The 13,603-nt window shown below is 72.6% G+C and carries 11 protein-coding genes, 1 tRNA gene and 1 pseudogene; 9 read left to right on the forward strand and 4 right to left on the reverse strand.

From position 1 onward, the window contains the following. Positions 1-232 precede the first annotated feature (232 nt). Positions 233-2,971 (reverse strand): pyruvate dehydrogenase (acetyl-transferring), homodimeric type, encoded by a 2,739-nt coding sequence (aceE, locus tag E1193_RS05660; RefSeq protein WP_132180936.1) that lies wholly within the window; start codon positions 2,969-2,971, stop codon positions 233-235. Between the two features lie 182 nt (positions 2,972-3,153). Between aceE and E1193_RS05665 the strand changes: the two genes are divergently transcribed. Together E1193_RS05665 and E1193_RS05670 are read left to right on the forward strand one after the other, a co-directional pair. Further along, a complete protein-coding gene (locus E1193_RS05665) occupies positions 3,154-3,531 on the forward strand; it encodes a hypothetical protein (protein WP_132180938.1) in 378 nt (125 codons plus the stop codon). 23 nt (positions 3,532-3,554) lie between these two features. Then, a complete protein-coding gene (locus E1193_RS05670) occupies positions 3,555-3,959 on the forward strand; it encodes a YjbQ family protein (RefSeq protein WP_207922578.1) in 405 nt (134 codons plus the stop codon). A 30-nt stretch (positions 3,960-3,989) separates the two neighbouring features. On the opposite strand, the gene E1193_RS05675 is transcribed toward E1193_RS05670, so the two are convergent. Beyond that, the gene (locus E1193_RS05675; RefSeq protein WP_132180942.1) at positions 3,990-5,648 is read right to left on the reverse strand and encodes an alkaline phosphatase D family protein; all 1,659 of its coding nucleotides are present in this window, start codon (positions 5,646-5,648) and stop codon (positions 3,990-3,992) included. A gap of 195 nt (positions 5,649-5,843) precedes the next feature. On the opposite strand from E1193_RS05675, the gene E1193_RS05680 reads away from it, so the two are divergent. The 4 genes from E1193_RS05680 to E1193_RS05695 all read left to right on the forward strand — a co-directional run bounded on the left by E1193_RS05680 (position 5,844) and on the right by E1193_RS05695 (position 9,617). After that, positions 5,844-8,369, forward strand: a complete 2,526-nt coding sequence (locus E1193_RS05680; protein ID WP_132180944.1) for a transketolase C-terminal domain-containing protein — start codon at positions 5,844-5,846, stop codon at positions 8,367-8,369. A 111-nt stretch (positions 8,370-8,480) separates the two neighbouring features. Beyond that, the gene (locus tag E1193_RS05685) at positions 8,481-8,918 is read left to right on the forward strand and encodes a DUF3052 domain-containing protein (RefSeq protein WP_132180946.1); all 438 of its coding nucleotides are present in this window, start codon (positions 8,481-8,483) and stop codon (positions 8,916-8,918) included. Between the two features lie 76 nt (positions 8,919-8,994). Further along, the gene (locus E1193_RS05690; protein WP_132180948.1) at positions 8,995-9,462 is read left to right on the forward strand and encodes a peroxiredoxin; all 468 of its coding nucleotides are present in this window, start codon (positions 8,995-8,997) and stop codon (positions 9,460-9,462) included. 83 nt (positions 9,463-9,545) lie between these two features. Next, positions 9,546-9,617, forward strand: a tRNA-Val gene (locus tag E1193_RS05695). Between the two features lie 145 nt (positions 9,618-9,762). On the opposite strand, the gene E1193_RS33670 is transcribed toward E1193_RS05695, so the two are convergent. Continuing rightward, positions 9,763-10,677 (reverse strand): LysR substrate-binding domain-containing protein, encoded by a 915-nt coding sequence (locus E1193_RS33670; RefSeq protein ID WP_279433296.1) that lies wholly within the window; start codon positions 10,675-10,677, stop codon positions 9,763-9,765. Between the two features lie 106 nt (positions 10,678-10,783). Between E1193_RS33670 and E1193_RS05705 the strand changes: the two genes are divergently transcribed. After that, positions 10,784-11,746: an FAD-dependent oxidoreductase gene (locus tag E1193_RS05705; RefSeq protein WP_243707304.1), complete on the forward strand. Its 963-nt coding sequence runs from the start codon at positions 10,784-10,786 to the stop codon at positions 11,744-11,746. A gap of 103 nt (positions 11,747-11,849) precedes the next feature. After that, positions 11,850-12,647 (forward strand): alpha/beta hydrolase, encoded by a 798-nt coding sequence (locus E1193_RS05710; protein WP_132181025.1) that lies wholly within the window; start codon positions 11,850-11,852, stop codon positions 12,645-12,647. 95 nt (positions 12,648-12,742) lie between these two features. On the opposite strand, the pseudogene E1193_RS05715 reads toward E1193_RS05710, so the two are convergent. Further along, positions 12,743-13,196, reverse strand: a pseudogene (locus E1193_RS05715) (dihydrofolate reductase family protein); the annotation flags it as partial. Between the two features lie 105 nt (positions 13,197-13,301). Here E1193_RS05715 and E1193_RS05720 point away from each other — a divergent pair. Next, the gene (locus E1193_RS05720; RefSeq protein ID WP_243707305.1) at positions 13,302-13,442 is read left to right on the forward strand and encodes a hypothetical protein; all 141 of its coding nucleotides are present in this window, start codon (positions 13,302-13,304) and stop codon (positions 13,440-13,442) included. Positions 13,443-13,603 lie beyond the last annotated feature (161 nt).

Consider the following 13,603-nt stretch of genomic DNA (forward strand, 5'->3'; position numbering starts at 1 on the left):
TCGCGCCGACCGGGGTCGGTGCGCGATCGTTGGTGGACCGGCGCGACGGAGTGGCCCACCGGCCCAGGCATCGCGCTTGTGGCGCGACGCCCTGAACGCGCCGACATCTATCGAGGATTGTGAACGGCCCACCGGTTCTTGACAAGATGGACAGTGAAAAACGTTCGCGTAGCCGCCGGACGAACAGGGGCCCGGCGCACCGCGCCGGGCCCCTGCGTCGTACCGGGGTGGATCAGCTGTCGCCGCCGGTCTCGCCGACCGGGGCCGCGTTCACGTCGTCGATGGCGTACTTCTTGGCCGCCTCGGCCGGCACGTTCGCCGGCACCGCGCCACGCAGCGCGAGCTGCCGCAGCGTCGCGACCGCCACCGACTCGGCGTCGACGTGGAAGTGCCGGCGCAGCGCGTGCCGGGTGTCCGACAGGCCGAAACCGTCCGTGCCGAGCGAGGTGTAGTCGCCGGGCACCCAGCGGGCGATCAGGTCCGGCACCGCCCGCATCCAGTCGCTGACCGCGACCTTCGGCCCGTCGGCGTCGGCCAGTTTCTGCTGCACGTACGGAATCCGCGGCTCGCCGCCCGGGTGGAGCAGGTTGTGCTCCTCGCACTGCACCGCGTCGCGGCGCAGCTCCGTCCAGGAGGTCACCGACCATACGTCGGCGGCCACCCCCCAGTCCTGGGCGAGTAGTTGCTGCGCCTTGAGCGCCCACTGCATGCCCGTGCCGGAGGCCAGGATGTTGGCCTTCGGGCCGTCGACCTGCGGGGCCGGCGAGTAGCGGTAGATGCCCTTGAGCAGGCCCTCGACGTCCACCTCCGCCGGCTCGGCCGGCTGGTGGATCGGCTCGTTGTAGACGGTGAGGTAGTAAAAGACGTTCTCCTGCTCCTCGCCGTACATCCGGTGCAGGCCGTTCTCCACGATGTGCGCGATCTCGAACGCGAACGCCGGGTCGAACGCGACCACCGCCGGGTTGGTGGCGGCGAGCAGCAGCGAGTGGCCGTCCTCGTGCTGGAGGCCCTCACCGTTGAGCGTGGTCCGGCCGGCCGTGGCGCCGAGCACGAAGCCACGGGTCATCTGGTCGGCCGCCGCCCAGAAGCCGTCGCCGGTGCGCTGGAACCCGAACATCGAGTAGAAGATGTACATCGGGATCATCGGCTCGTCGTGCGTGGCGTACGAGGTGCCGGCGGCGGTGAACGAGGCGACCGAGCCGGCCTCGTTGATCCCCTCGTGCAGGATCTGCCCGACGGTCGACTCCTTGTACGACAGGAAGAGCTCCCGGTCCACCGAGGTGTACCGCTGACCGTGCGGTGAGTAGATCTTGGCGGTCGGGAAGATGGAGTCCAGGCCGAAGGTGCGCGCCTCGTCCGGGATGATCGGCACCCAGCGCTTGCCGAACTCCTTGTCCTTCATGAGGTCCTTGAGCAGGCGGACGAAGGCCATCGTGGTGGCCACCTTCTGCTTGCCCGAGCCGCGCTTGATGTCGGAGAACCGCTCCGAGCCGGGAATGGCCAGCGACTTGTGGGTCGTCCGCCGGGACGGCAGGTAGCCGCCGAGCTGCTGACGTCGCTCCTTGAGGTACGCGATCTCGTCGGACTTCTCACCCGGGTTCAGGTACGGGGGGAGGTACGGGTTCTCCTCCAGCACCTTGTCCGGGATGTCCAGGTAGAGCCGGTCGCGGAAGAGCTTGAGATCCTCCAGCGTCAGCTTCTTCATCTGGTGGGTGGCGTTGCGGCCCTCGAAGTGCGAACCGAGCGTCCAGCCCTTGATGGTCTTGGCCAGGATGACCGTCGGCTGGCCGGTGTGCTCGGTCGCCGCCTTGTACGCCGCGTAGAGCTTGCGGTAGTCGTGGCCGCCCCGCTTGAGGTTCCAGATCTCGTCGTCGGACAGGTGCTCGACCATCTTGCGGGTGCGCTGGTCGCGGCCGAAGAAGTGCTCCCGTACGTACGCCCCGGACTCCGCCTTGTAGGTCTGGTAGTCACCGTCGGGCGTGGTGTTCATCAGGTTGATTAGCGCCCCGTCGGTGTCGGCGGCGAGCAGCGGGTCCCACTCGCGGCCCCAGACCACCTTGATGACGTTCCAGCCGGCGCCCCGGAAGAACGCCTCCAGCTCCTGCATGACCTTGCCGTTGCCCCGGACCGGGCCGTCCAGCCGTTGCAGGTTGCAGTTGATCACGAAGGTGAGGTTGTCCAGCTCCTCGCGGGCGGCCACCCCGATCGCGCCGAGGGTCTCCGGCTCGTCCATCTCGCCGTCGCCGAGGAACGCCCAGACGTGCTGCTGGGAGGTGTCCTTGATGCCCCGGTGCTGCAGGTAACGGTTGAACCGCGCCTGATAGATGGCGTTCAGGCCGCCCAGCCCCATGGAGACGGTGGGGAACTCCCAGAAGTCCGGCATGAGCCGAGGGTGCGGGTACGACGGCAGCCCGCCGCCCGGGTGGGACAGCTCCTGCCGGAACCCGTCGAGCTGGTCCTCGGTGAGCCGGCCCTCCAGGAACGCCCGCGCGTACATGCCGGGGGAGGCGTGGCCCTGGTAGTAGATGTGGTCGCCGCCACCCGGGTGGTTCTTGCCCCGGAAGAAGTGGTTGAAGCCGACCTCGTAGAGCGAGGCGGAGCTGGCGAAGGTGGAGATGTGCCCGCCGACGCCGATCTCCGGGCGTTGCGCCCGGTGCACCAGCATCGCCGCGTTCCACCGGACGAACGCCCGGATCCGCCGCTCGACGTGCTCGTCACCCGGGAACCACGGCTCGCGTTCCGGCGGGATGGTGTTGATGTAGTCGGTGGTGGTCAGCGACGGCACACCGACCTGGCGCTCGCGGGCCCGCTCCAGCAGGCGCAGCATGACGTAGCGGGCGCGCTTTGTCCCGCGCTCGTCGATGACACCGTCGAGCGACTCGACCCATTCGCCGGTCTCTTCTGGGTCGATGTCCGGAAGCTGGCTCGGCAGACCAGCGGTGATCACCGGGCGCTTGCGTTCCGTAGCCACAGGCGTTCCCTCAGTTGTGTGTGGGATAGGTCTCTGCCGCCATCCTGCCCTCTGGTGGTGCCCGCCGTCACGTCCACCGGCAGGAGACGCGACGCTCGACACAGGTACCGACCAGTAACTTTGCCCGGTCGGCCAAGCCGCCACCCGGTTGCCGGCTTGCGCCGGCTGCCTACCCTTCGGGCATGCGATGGCAGGAGCGCCTCGGGTTGGTACTGGCTACGGCCGGGCTCGGCGCCGGCCTCGTCGGCACCACCCTCCTGTGGACGGGAGATCTGACGATGCTGATCGTGCTCGCCCTCGGACTGGTCGCCGTGCTCGTCGGGATCCTGCTGGCACGCGACACCCGGCGAACCGGCGGACGGTCCCGCTCGTCCGGGGGCGGCGCCGGCCCCTACCACCCGAGCACCGCGTACGGCGACACCGGCGTGGCCCACCCCAAATCCCCGCTCGACGACCGGGCCGGCGGCTCCGGGTCGAACGGCGGCGGGTCGGGCTTCTCCTCGGGCGGCGGTGACAGCTCCTCGTCGGGCGGGGACAGCGGCGGCGGAGGCGGCTGGTAGGTCGGTGCGGCAGAATGCGCCCCATGCGCAGTGAGGTGATCAACGTCCGGACCGGATCCAGGCCGACCGTCCTGGACATCACCGCCGAGGCCGAGCGGTTCGTCGCCGGGCAGGGTGACGGCCTGCTGCACGTCTTCGTCCCGCACGCCACCGCCGGCCTGGCGATCATCGAGACCGGCGCCGGCTCCGACGACGACCTGCTGCGCGCCCTCGACGACCTGCTCCCCACCGACGACCGGTGGCGGCACCGGCACGGCTCGCCCGGCCACGGCCGCGACCACGTGCTGCCCGCCGTCGTGCCGCCGTACGCGACGCTGCCGGTGCTCGGCGGGCGGTTGCAGCTCGGCACCTGGCAGTCGGTCTGCCTGGTGGACACCAACGGCGACAACGCCAGCCGCCAGGTCCGCTTCTCCTTCCTCCCGGGCTGATCCCGGCCGGGCGCGACCCGCCGGCCCGGGTCAGGGGCGCGACGTCTCGGTCTCGACGGTGTGGCGGTCCTGGTCGACCTCGGCGGCCAGGCCCCGGGCGACGGCCGGCGGCCGGTCGTAGGTCTGGTGCAGGCCGGGCACCCGGTCCTCGATCGCGAACGAGGCCCGCACGTGCGCGGGGGCGTCCGGCCGGGTGACGTACGGCAGCACCGCGAAGTCGGCAGTGAGTCGCGCCGGGGTGATCGTGGTTCGGACGAATCCGCGCAGATTGTTCTGGAAGCGCAGGTGCGGGTTCGTCCTGAGCCACGGGTGCGAGCCGCTGGCCGAGTCGAAGCCGTCGCCGCCCGAGGTGATCGACGAGCAGACCAGCTCGCTGCCGACGGTGCGGGAGGTCGGGTCGGTGTAGTCGAGCTTCAGGTCGCTGGCCCAGTGCGCGTGCACGTCGCCGGTGAGCACCACCGGGTTGCGTACCCCGGCGGCCACCCAGCCCCGGGTGATCCGGTCCCGGGAGGCGAGATAGCCGTCCCAGGCGTCCATGCTGGTGACGGTGAGCGGCCCGGCGTCGCGGTCCCGCTGGGCGAAGAAGACCTGCTGGCCGAGGAGGTCCCAGCGGGCCTCGGAGCGGCGGAACCCGTCCAGCAGCCACGCCTCCTGCTCTGCGCCGGTGATCGACCGGGTCGGCTCGGCGGCCGCGGCGCAGCTCTGGTAGCCGTCGCCGCAGGCCTGGTCGTCGCGGTACTGCCGGGTGTCGAGCAGGTGGAAGCTGGCCAACCGCCCCCAGCGCACCCGCCGGTAGAGCTGCATGTCGATGCCGCGCGGCACCGACGTGCGCCGCAACGGCATGTTCTCGTAGTACGCCTGGAAAGCCGCCGCCCGCCGGGCGAGGAAGTCCGGGTCCGGCTCCTCCGGCACCTCGTCGGCCCAGTTGTTCTCGATCTCGTGGTCGTCGAAGACCACCAGCCACGGGGCGACCGCGTGCGCCGCCTGGAGATCGGCGTCGGTCTTGTACTGGGCGTGCCGCTGCCGGTAGTTGGCCAGTGTCCGGGTCTCCGGCCCCTCGTGGCCGCGCGGCCGGGTCGGCCCAACCTCCCGGGCGTACTCGTACTGGTAGTCGCCCAGGTGCAGGATCAGCTCCGGCTCCGTCTCGGCCAGCCGCCGGTACGCGGTGAACCAGCCCTGCTCGAAGTGCGAGCAGGAGGCGAAGCCCATGGCCAGCGAGGCCGGCATGGTCCACGGCGCGGGTGCGGTCCGGGTGCGGCCGACCGGCGAGGTGTGCCCCTCGGCGTGGAAGCGGTAGAAGTACTCCCGTCCGGGCAGCAGCCCGTCCAACTCCACGTGCACGCTGTGCGCCGACCCGGGCCGGGCGTCCTGCGCCCCACGCCGGATCACCTGCCGGAACAGTTCGTCGGCAGCCACCTCCCAGCGCACCTCGACGGTTCGGTGGGGCATCCCGCCGAGACCGTCCTCGGCCAGTGGCTGCGGGGCCAGCCGGGTCCAGAGCACGAAACCCTGGTGGTCCGGGTCGCCGGAGGCCACCCCGAGGGTGAACGGCCAGGCCAGCCGGCGGTAACCCGCGCCGACCGGCCCGGGTCGGACCGGGCGGGCGGTGGCGGCGAGCGGGCCAGCCGCCGCGCCGGCCACGCCGAGCGCCGCGCCGGTGATCAGGACAGCACGTCGGGACAGTGTCACGGTTCCTCCCCAGAGTCCGGTTCCGGGCCGACTCCGGGCAGCGTCGCGAGCGTGGGTGACCGTCAGGTGACAGTCTGTGCCCCACGCCGTCACCGGCACGGGAACAGCAGAAGCGGCGGCCATTGCCCACCGGCCGGTGGTCGCCGAGCTCCGCGTGGATCGTGTCTGAGTGGGCGAGCCTGGCCTCCGTCGGTAATGCTGAGCGACGTGACCACCCCGCAGGATCTTGACGACCGGTTCCGGGAGAGCCTGGGCGCGCTGCCCGAGCCCGAGCGGCGGCGTGAACCGGCAGAACCGGTCCGTGCCGATGCCGCGCTGACCGGGCGGCAGCTGCTCGCCCTCTTCGACGCCCAGGTCACCAGCCGCCAGCTCGACCTGGCCGGGCGCTGGCTGCACAGCTTCGACGAGGGCTACCACACCGTCGGCTCCGCCGGCCACGAGGCCAACGCCGCGGTGGCCGCCGCGCTACGCCCGACCGACCCCGCGCTGCTGCACTACCGCTCCGGGGCGTTCTACTGCACCCGCGCCGCGCAGGCCGCCGGGGAGTTCCCCGGCCCCGACGCCACCGACCCGTCCGCGTCCGGTGGCGCCGACCTCGCCGAGCGGCCCGCAACGGGGGTGAGCGTGACCGCCGCCTACCGGGTCGGCGCAGACGGCGTTGCCGAGACTGTCGTCACCGGCCCGGCCGGCTCGCCGCCGGCAACCGGAGCCGCCGCCGACCCGACCACCCGCCCCGCCGACGAAAGCGACCCCACCGGCTCCGCCGGGGACGCCTACGCGGCGGCGGCCTGGGACGTGCTGCGGGGCATGGTCGCCTCGGCCCGAGAGCCGATCGCCGGCGGCCGGCGCAAGGTCTTCGGCCGGGCCGACCTGGCCGTCGTGCCCACCACGGCCACCGTCGGCTCGCACCTGCCCCGGGCGGTCGGCCTCGGCCTCGCCCTGGAACGGCTGCGCCGGATGGAGGCCGGCGGCCGGCGCGGCGACGAGCCCGCGCTGCGTTCGCCGTGGCCCCGAGACGCCATCGTGGTCTGCTCCTTCGGCGACGCCTCGGTCAACCACGCCAGCGCCACCGCCGCGCTCAACACCGCCGGCTGGTACGACCACACCGGCCTGCGTATCCCGGTGCTCTTCGTCTGCGAGGACAACGGCCTGGGCATCAGCGTCCGCTCGCCCGAGGGCTGGGTGGAGCGCGCCCTACGGGCCCGACCGGGGGTACGCTACTTCGCCGCCGACGGCGAAGACCCGGTCGGCACGTACGCGCTCGCCGCCGATGCGGCGGCGTGGGTACGCCGGCACCGGCGGCCGGCCGTGCTGCACCTGCGCACGGTACGGCTGATGGGGCACGCCGGGGACGACGCGGAGACCGCGTACCGCAGCCCGGCGGAGATCGCCGCCGACGAGGCCCGCGACCCCGTGCTGGCCACCGCCCGGCTGCTCGTGGCGGCCGGGGTGGCCGGCGGGGAGGAACTGCTCACCCGGTACGACGAACGCGGCTGGCAGGTCCGCCGGATCGCCGAGGAGGTACTGGAGGAGCCGAAGCTGGGCAACGTCGCCGAGGTGGTCACCCCGCTGGCGCCCCGCCGCCCGTCCCGGGTCGCCGCCGAGGTGGCCGAGGTGGCCGCCAGAGCGGCCGGGCCCGCCGCCGGAGCGCGGTTCGAGGCGTTCGACGGCAGGCCGCCGGAGCTGGCCGGCCCGCTCACCCTCGCGCAGAGCGTCAACGCCGCCCTCACCGACGGGATGCTGGCCCACCCCGGCATGGCCGTCTTCGGCCAGGACGTGGCCGCCAGGGGCGGTGTCCACGGAGTGACGCAGGGGCTGCGGGAGCGGTTCGGCGCGGCCCGGGTCTTCGACACGCTGCTCGACGAGACCTCGGTGCTGGGGCTCGGTCTGGGCGCCGGCCTGGCCGGGATGCTGCCGGTGCCGGAGATCCAGCACCTGGCGTACCTGCACAACGCCGCGGACCAGTTGCGCGGTGAGGCGGCCACCATGCAGTTCCTCTCGCAGGGGGCGTTCCGCAACCCGATGGTGGTGCGGGTGCCGGGGCTGGCCCACCAGGAGGGAACTGGCGGGCACTTCCCCCAGGACAACTCGGTGGCCGTACTGCGGGATGTGCCCGGCCTGGTGATCGCGGTGCCGGCTCGGCCGGACGACGCCGCGCCCCTGCTGCGGACCTGCCTGGCCGCCGCGGCGGTGGACGGCACGGTCAGCGTGTACCTGGAGCCGGTCGCGCTCTACCACGTGCGGGATCTCTACGAGCCCGGCGACGGCGAGTGGCTGGGCCGGTACGCCGAGCCCGGCACGTGGGCGGCCGGGCACGTGCCCATCGGCCGGGCCCGGGTCTACGGCGTCGGGTCGGCCGAGGACGTAACGGTCCTCACGTTCGGTAACGGCGTGCGGATGTCGCTGCGGGCGGCGGCGGCCCTCGCCGACCAGGGGATCGGAACCCGGGTGGTGGACCTGCGGTGGTTGGCCCCGCTGCCCGTGGCGGACATCCTGCGGGAGGCCTCGGCGACCGGTCGGGTGCTGGTCGTGGACGAGACGCGCCGCTCCGGCGGGGTGGCGGAGGGGGTCATCGCGGCTCTGGTCGACGGCGGTTTCGTCGGCACCGTGCGGAGGGTTGCCGGAGTTGACGCGTTTGTACCATTGGGTCCGGCGGCCCGTGAGGTGCTGGTCTCCGAGAAAGCCATTACCGAGGGTGCCCGTACGCTGCTGGCACGGTAAATTCCGTTCCACCCGGTGCGCCACTTGCGCGGCGAGCCGCAACTGTGTGGACTTGGCCCGACGGCGTCGCACGACGCCACGAGCAGGGATGAGAAGAGGAGGCACGCGACAGTGAGCGCGACCGCTGGTCAGGCCGCCGACGGGGTACGCAGCCTGGCGGACCGGTTCGGGATCGAGCCGGGGATGGTCGTCATGGAGATGGGGTACGACGACGACGTCGACCAGGATCTCCGCGACGCCCTTACCGACCGCTGTGGAGAGCTGGTCGACGAGGACACCGACGAGGTGGTCGACGCGGTGCTGCTCTGGCACCGCGACGGCGACGGTGACCTCTTCGAGCTCCTCGTCGACGCCCTCGGCCCGCTGGCCGACGCCGGTGTCGTGTGGCTGCTGACCCCCAAGGCCGGGCGTGACGGGCACGTCGAGCCGAGCGAGGTGGCCGAGTCCGCGCAGACCGCCGGTCTCCAGCAGACCTCCACCGTCAACGCCGGCCGGGACTGGAGCGGCGCCCGCCTCGTGCTGCGACGCGGGTCCAAGGGCAAGAAGTAGGCGGCAGCCGGCTCGCGGCCGTCGCCGCCGGTTGTGGCAGGCTGGTGCACCTCCAGAATCGACCCAAGGAGCTCGCATGCCGATCGAGGTTGGCGCCGAGGCGCCCGACTTCGTGCTCAAGGACCAGAACAACCAAGAGGTCCGGCTCTCGGACTTCCGGGGCAGTCGTACCGTGCTGCTGGTCTTCTACCCACTCGCCTTCACCGGCATCTGCCAGGGCGAGCTCTGCGAGGTCCGGGACAACCTCAACGAGTACGTCAACGACGACGTCCAGGTGCTCACCGTCAGCGTCGACTCGGTCTACGCCCACAAGATCTGGGCCGACCGGGAGGGCTACCAGTTCCCCCTGCTGGCCGACTTCTGGCCGCACGGTGCGGTCGCCCAGGCGTACGGCGTCTTCAACGACGTGGCCGGCATCGCCAACCGGGGCACCTTCGTCATCGACAAGGCCGGCGTCGTCCGGTTCGCCGAGATGAACATGCCGGGCGAGGCGCGTGACCAGCAGGGCTGGCGCAAGGCCCTCGCGGAGGCGGTCGCCGGCTGACGCTCCTACCGGGCACACCGTTGCGTCGGGCCGGAGGCCGGCAGGTAAGCTTGCCACCCTCCGGCCCGCCGTATGGGCGTTCCGGGCGCGTAGCTCAGTGGGAGAGCACTCGCCTTACAAGCGAGGGGTCGCAGGTTCGAAACCTGCCGCGCCCACACACCCCGTTTTACCTGCGGAAACGCGGCGGGGCTCTGCAGACCGGCGACGCTTAGCCGCACATACAGGACTCGCTTTCGAGGCTGGGTCACCGCGCCCATCCCGACACGACTTTGCTCCAGGCCCTGGCCGCCGGGCTCGGGCTCATCGGGCTCTGGCGTCAAGCAGGGCGAGGAACCGGTGCAGCGCAGGGTTCGTGCTGTCACGTGGCCAGGCCAGGGCGACGTCCACGGTGGGCGTCGGGGCCGTGAACCGGCGCAGCCGGACATCGCGCAGCCGTACCGCGCGAGCCCGACCAGCCGGCACAGCCGCGATCACGTCTCCCTGCGCCACCGCCCGCAGCAGCTGCTCGTCGTCCGGCTCCTGTCGGACGAGACGGAAGCCGCCGCGGGGCCAGATTTGGGCGATCGTGCGGTCGAACATGCCGGGGCCATTCTCGCGTGGCCACATCACGGCTGGCAGGTCGACCACCTCGGGCCGGCTGATCCGACGTCGACCGACGGCGAGGGGATGACCGGCGGGCAGGGCCAGCAGCAGTTCCTCGGTGTCGACCGTCCGGCAGGCCAGCGCCGGCTCGTCGATCGGCGGGCGGACGAACGCCGCGTCGAGCCGGCCGGCGAGCAGGCCAGCCACGTTCGGCGTGGTCCAGGCCGTCTCCGAAATCACCTGGACGTCCGGGTAGGCGGCCCGGAACCGGGCGACCAGCGTGTCGACCCGGCCGCCGCGGGCCGACCGGGTGTACGCCAGGCGGAGTCGGCCGCCCCGCCCACGCGCCAGGTCGCGGATGCGGGTGGTTGCCGCGTCCACCTCGGCGAGCAGCCGGGCGGCCTCGTCTGCGACGCGTGCCCCGACCTCCGTCAGGCTGCAACCTCGGCTGCTGCGGTGCACCAGCGGCACGCCGAGCTGGCGTTCCAGGGCTCGGACCTGCTGGCTGAGTGCGGGCTGGGCGACGCGCAGCCGGGCGGCGGCCCGAGTGAAGTGCAGTTCCTCGGCGAGCACCGCGAAGTAGCGCAGCCGCCGCAGGTCTGACCAGCCATGTGGGGCCGGTGTGCCGGACACCCACCCATCATAAGCGCCGCTTATCACCGGCTGTCCGATCCGTCTTGGACGGCATCTGCTGCGGCCACGACGATTCGACACAACGGCGGGAGCGAAGGGGCAGACGGTGACGGCAGCGACGGACGTGGTAGTGATCGGCGGCGGGATCATCGGGATGACAGTCGCGGTCACCCTCCAGCACCGAGGGGCGCGGGTGACGGTGGTGTCCGCCCACGAGCCGGCGGAGACGGTGTCCACGGTGGCCGCCGCGGTCTGGTACCCGAGCCACACCGAGCAGGACCCGCGAGTGCTGCGCTGGGCCCGGGAGACGCACACGGAGCTGGGCCGCCAGGCCACGGCCGGCACACCTGGCGTGACCAACCGACCGACCCGGATGCTGCTGCGCCACCCGTACGCCGGCCCGCCCTGGTGGGCGCAGGCGTGCCGGGACCTGGTGGCGGAGTCGCAGGAGCCACCGTACACAGCGCTGCTGCGGTTCACCGCGCCGACGGTGGAGATGACACCGTACCTGGCTTGGCTGCGGCAGCGCCTGGAGGCCGGCGGCGGGCGGGTGCAGCGCCGGCGGGTACGGCGGCTCGCCGACGCGTTCGACACCGCGCCCACGGTGGTGAACGCGACAGGGCTGGCCGCCGGCCGGCTCGCCGCCGATCCGGCGGTTCACCCGGTGCGTGGGCATCTGGTGCTGGTGGCGAACCCCGGCCTGACCGTCTCGGTGCGCGACGAGGACGACCCGGCCGGGATCACGTACGTGCACCCCCGCCGGCACGACGTGGTGCTCGGCGGCACATACCAGCCGGGAGTGGGGCACACCATGCCCGACCCGGACACGGCGGTGGCGATCCGGAGACGCTGCGTCGCGCTGGTGCCGGCACTGGCCGCCGCGCCGGTCCTGGGCGAACGGATCGGGCTGCGGCCGGCCCGGCACGGCGGCCCTCGAGTGGAGGTGGACCCCGACCCGGCAGTCCCGGCCGGCGGCCGGCTGGTGCACGCGTACGGCCACGGCGGGGCGGGGGTCACCCTGTCCTGGGGGTGCGCCGCCGAGGTGGCAGACCTCGCCCTGACCGGCTGACCGGCGAGCTGGGCAGGTCAACGCAGCAGACCGAGCGCGCCGCTCGCGCGGGGTCGACGAGGCGTACCAGAATCACCTGACGGTGACCGACGGGAGGCGGCGGGTGGGCTACGCGGACGTGAACGGCCTGCGCCTCTGGTACGAGGTGCACGGCACCGGCCGTCCGCTGGTGCTGCTGCACGGCGGGTACGGCGCGGCCGAGATGTTCGCCCCGGTCCTGCCCGCGTTCACCGCCCGACGCCGGGTCATCGCCGTCGACCTCCAGGGCCACGGCCGCACCGGCGACATCGACCGTCCCCTGCGGTACGAGTCGATGGCCGACGACGTCGCCGCACTGATCTGTCACCTGAACCTGGCCGAGGCCGACGTGCTGGGCTACTCCCTCGGCGGTGGGGTGGCGTTGCGCACCGCCGTCCAGCATCCGGGCCTGATCCACCGGCTGGTGCTGGTGTCGACCCCCTGCCGGCGGCGGGGCTGGTACCCGGAGGTGCTGGCCGCGATGGCAGCCCAGGACGAGCGGGTCGGCGAGCAGATGCGTGGTACGCCCGCCCACGAGCGGTACGCGCGCGTCGCTCCCCGCCCCGAGGACTGGCCCCGGCTCTGGGCGAAGACCGGTGACCTGCTGCGCCGCGAGTACGACTGGTCGGCGGAGGTCGCCGCCCTCACCGTGCCCACCCTGCTGGTCTACGCCGACGCCGACTCGATGCCGGTGACCCACATGGCGGAGTTCTTCGGCCTGCTCGGCGGCGGCCACCGCGACGCCGGCGGGGACGGCACCGATCGACCCGCCTCCCGGCTGGCGGTGCTGCCCGGCCTGACCCACTACGACGTCGTCGCCTCCCCGGCCCTGCCCGCCGCCGTGCTGCCCTTCCTCACCCACCAGGTCCGCGCCCCACAGTGACCGTCCCGGTACCCGGCCAGGCCGGTGTAGACCCCGGTCGGGGCGTCGGGGCGTCGGGGTCGACGGTGGCGATGTGGGTCAACCGGATAACCGGCTCACCCGGCGAGGTAGCGCAGGACGACCACCCCGCTGTCGAAGGGGCGGGTCTCCACCAGGCGGAACCGGCGTGAATCGAACTCCCGGTCGACGATCGGGACGCCGCTGCCGACCAGGAACGGGTTGAGTCTGACCACCAGTTCGTCCACCTCGGGCAGCAGTTGGCCGGCGAGCTGGCCGCCGCCGCAGAGCCAGATGTCACCGCCCGGCTGGCGTTTCAGCTCCCGGACGAACGCCACCGGGTCGCCGGCCACGACCTGGGCGTCCGAATAGTCGGCCCGGGGCCAGCGAGCGGGAGAAGACGTACTGCGTGAGGTGGGCATACGGGCTGGTGACGCCCATGGCGAGGGCCGGGTCGTAGGTGTGCCGGCCCATCACCACCGCGTCGAACCGCCCCTGCGGCCGGTCGATGCCGAGGTGCGCGTGGGCGAAGCTGGGGAACGCCTGGGGCCAGAGGCCCCGCTGCTTCGGATCCCGTCCGTCCAGGGCGGGCCGGCTTCTCACAGCCGGCGCTGATCGAGCTGCGACCGGAGGCCGTAAGCCGCCCGGGGCTGCCGGGTGCCTGGCGACACCCTGCGCCGGGGCTACCGCGACGACGGTCTCCTGCTCGATTTGCTCACCACCTCCATCGACGCCGGGTTCGACACCGACGAGGTGTTTTCGCCCCTCGTGTCCCGACTGGTCGCCCGCACCGGCTGACGCGTGGCGGTGTGGCCGACGTCGTTTGCGGCAAGGCGGGGTGTCGGGCGATGGGGATACCGCGATCTGGCGCAACTGGGCGGCCGACAAGGCAAGGGGGCGGCCGACAAGCGGGAGGCCGACAAGACGTATGGCCCAGGTCGCAACGGGAAACCTCCCCG

The organism is Micromonospora sp. KC606, assembly GCF_004348675.1.
Classification (GTDB): Bacteria; Actinomycetota; Actinomycetes; order Mycobacteriales; family Micromonosporaceae; genus Micromonospora.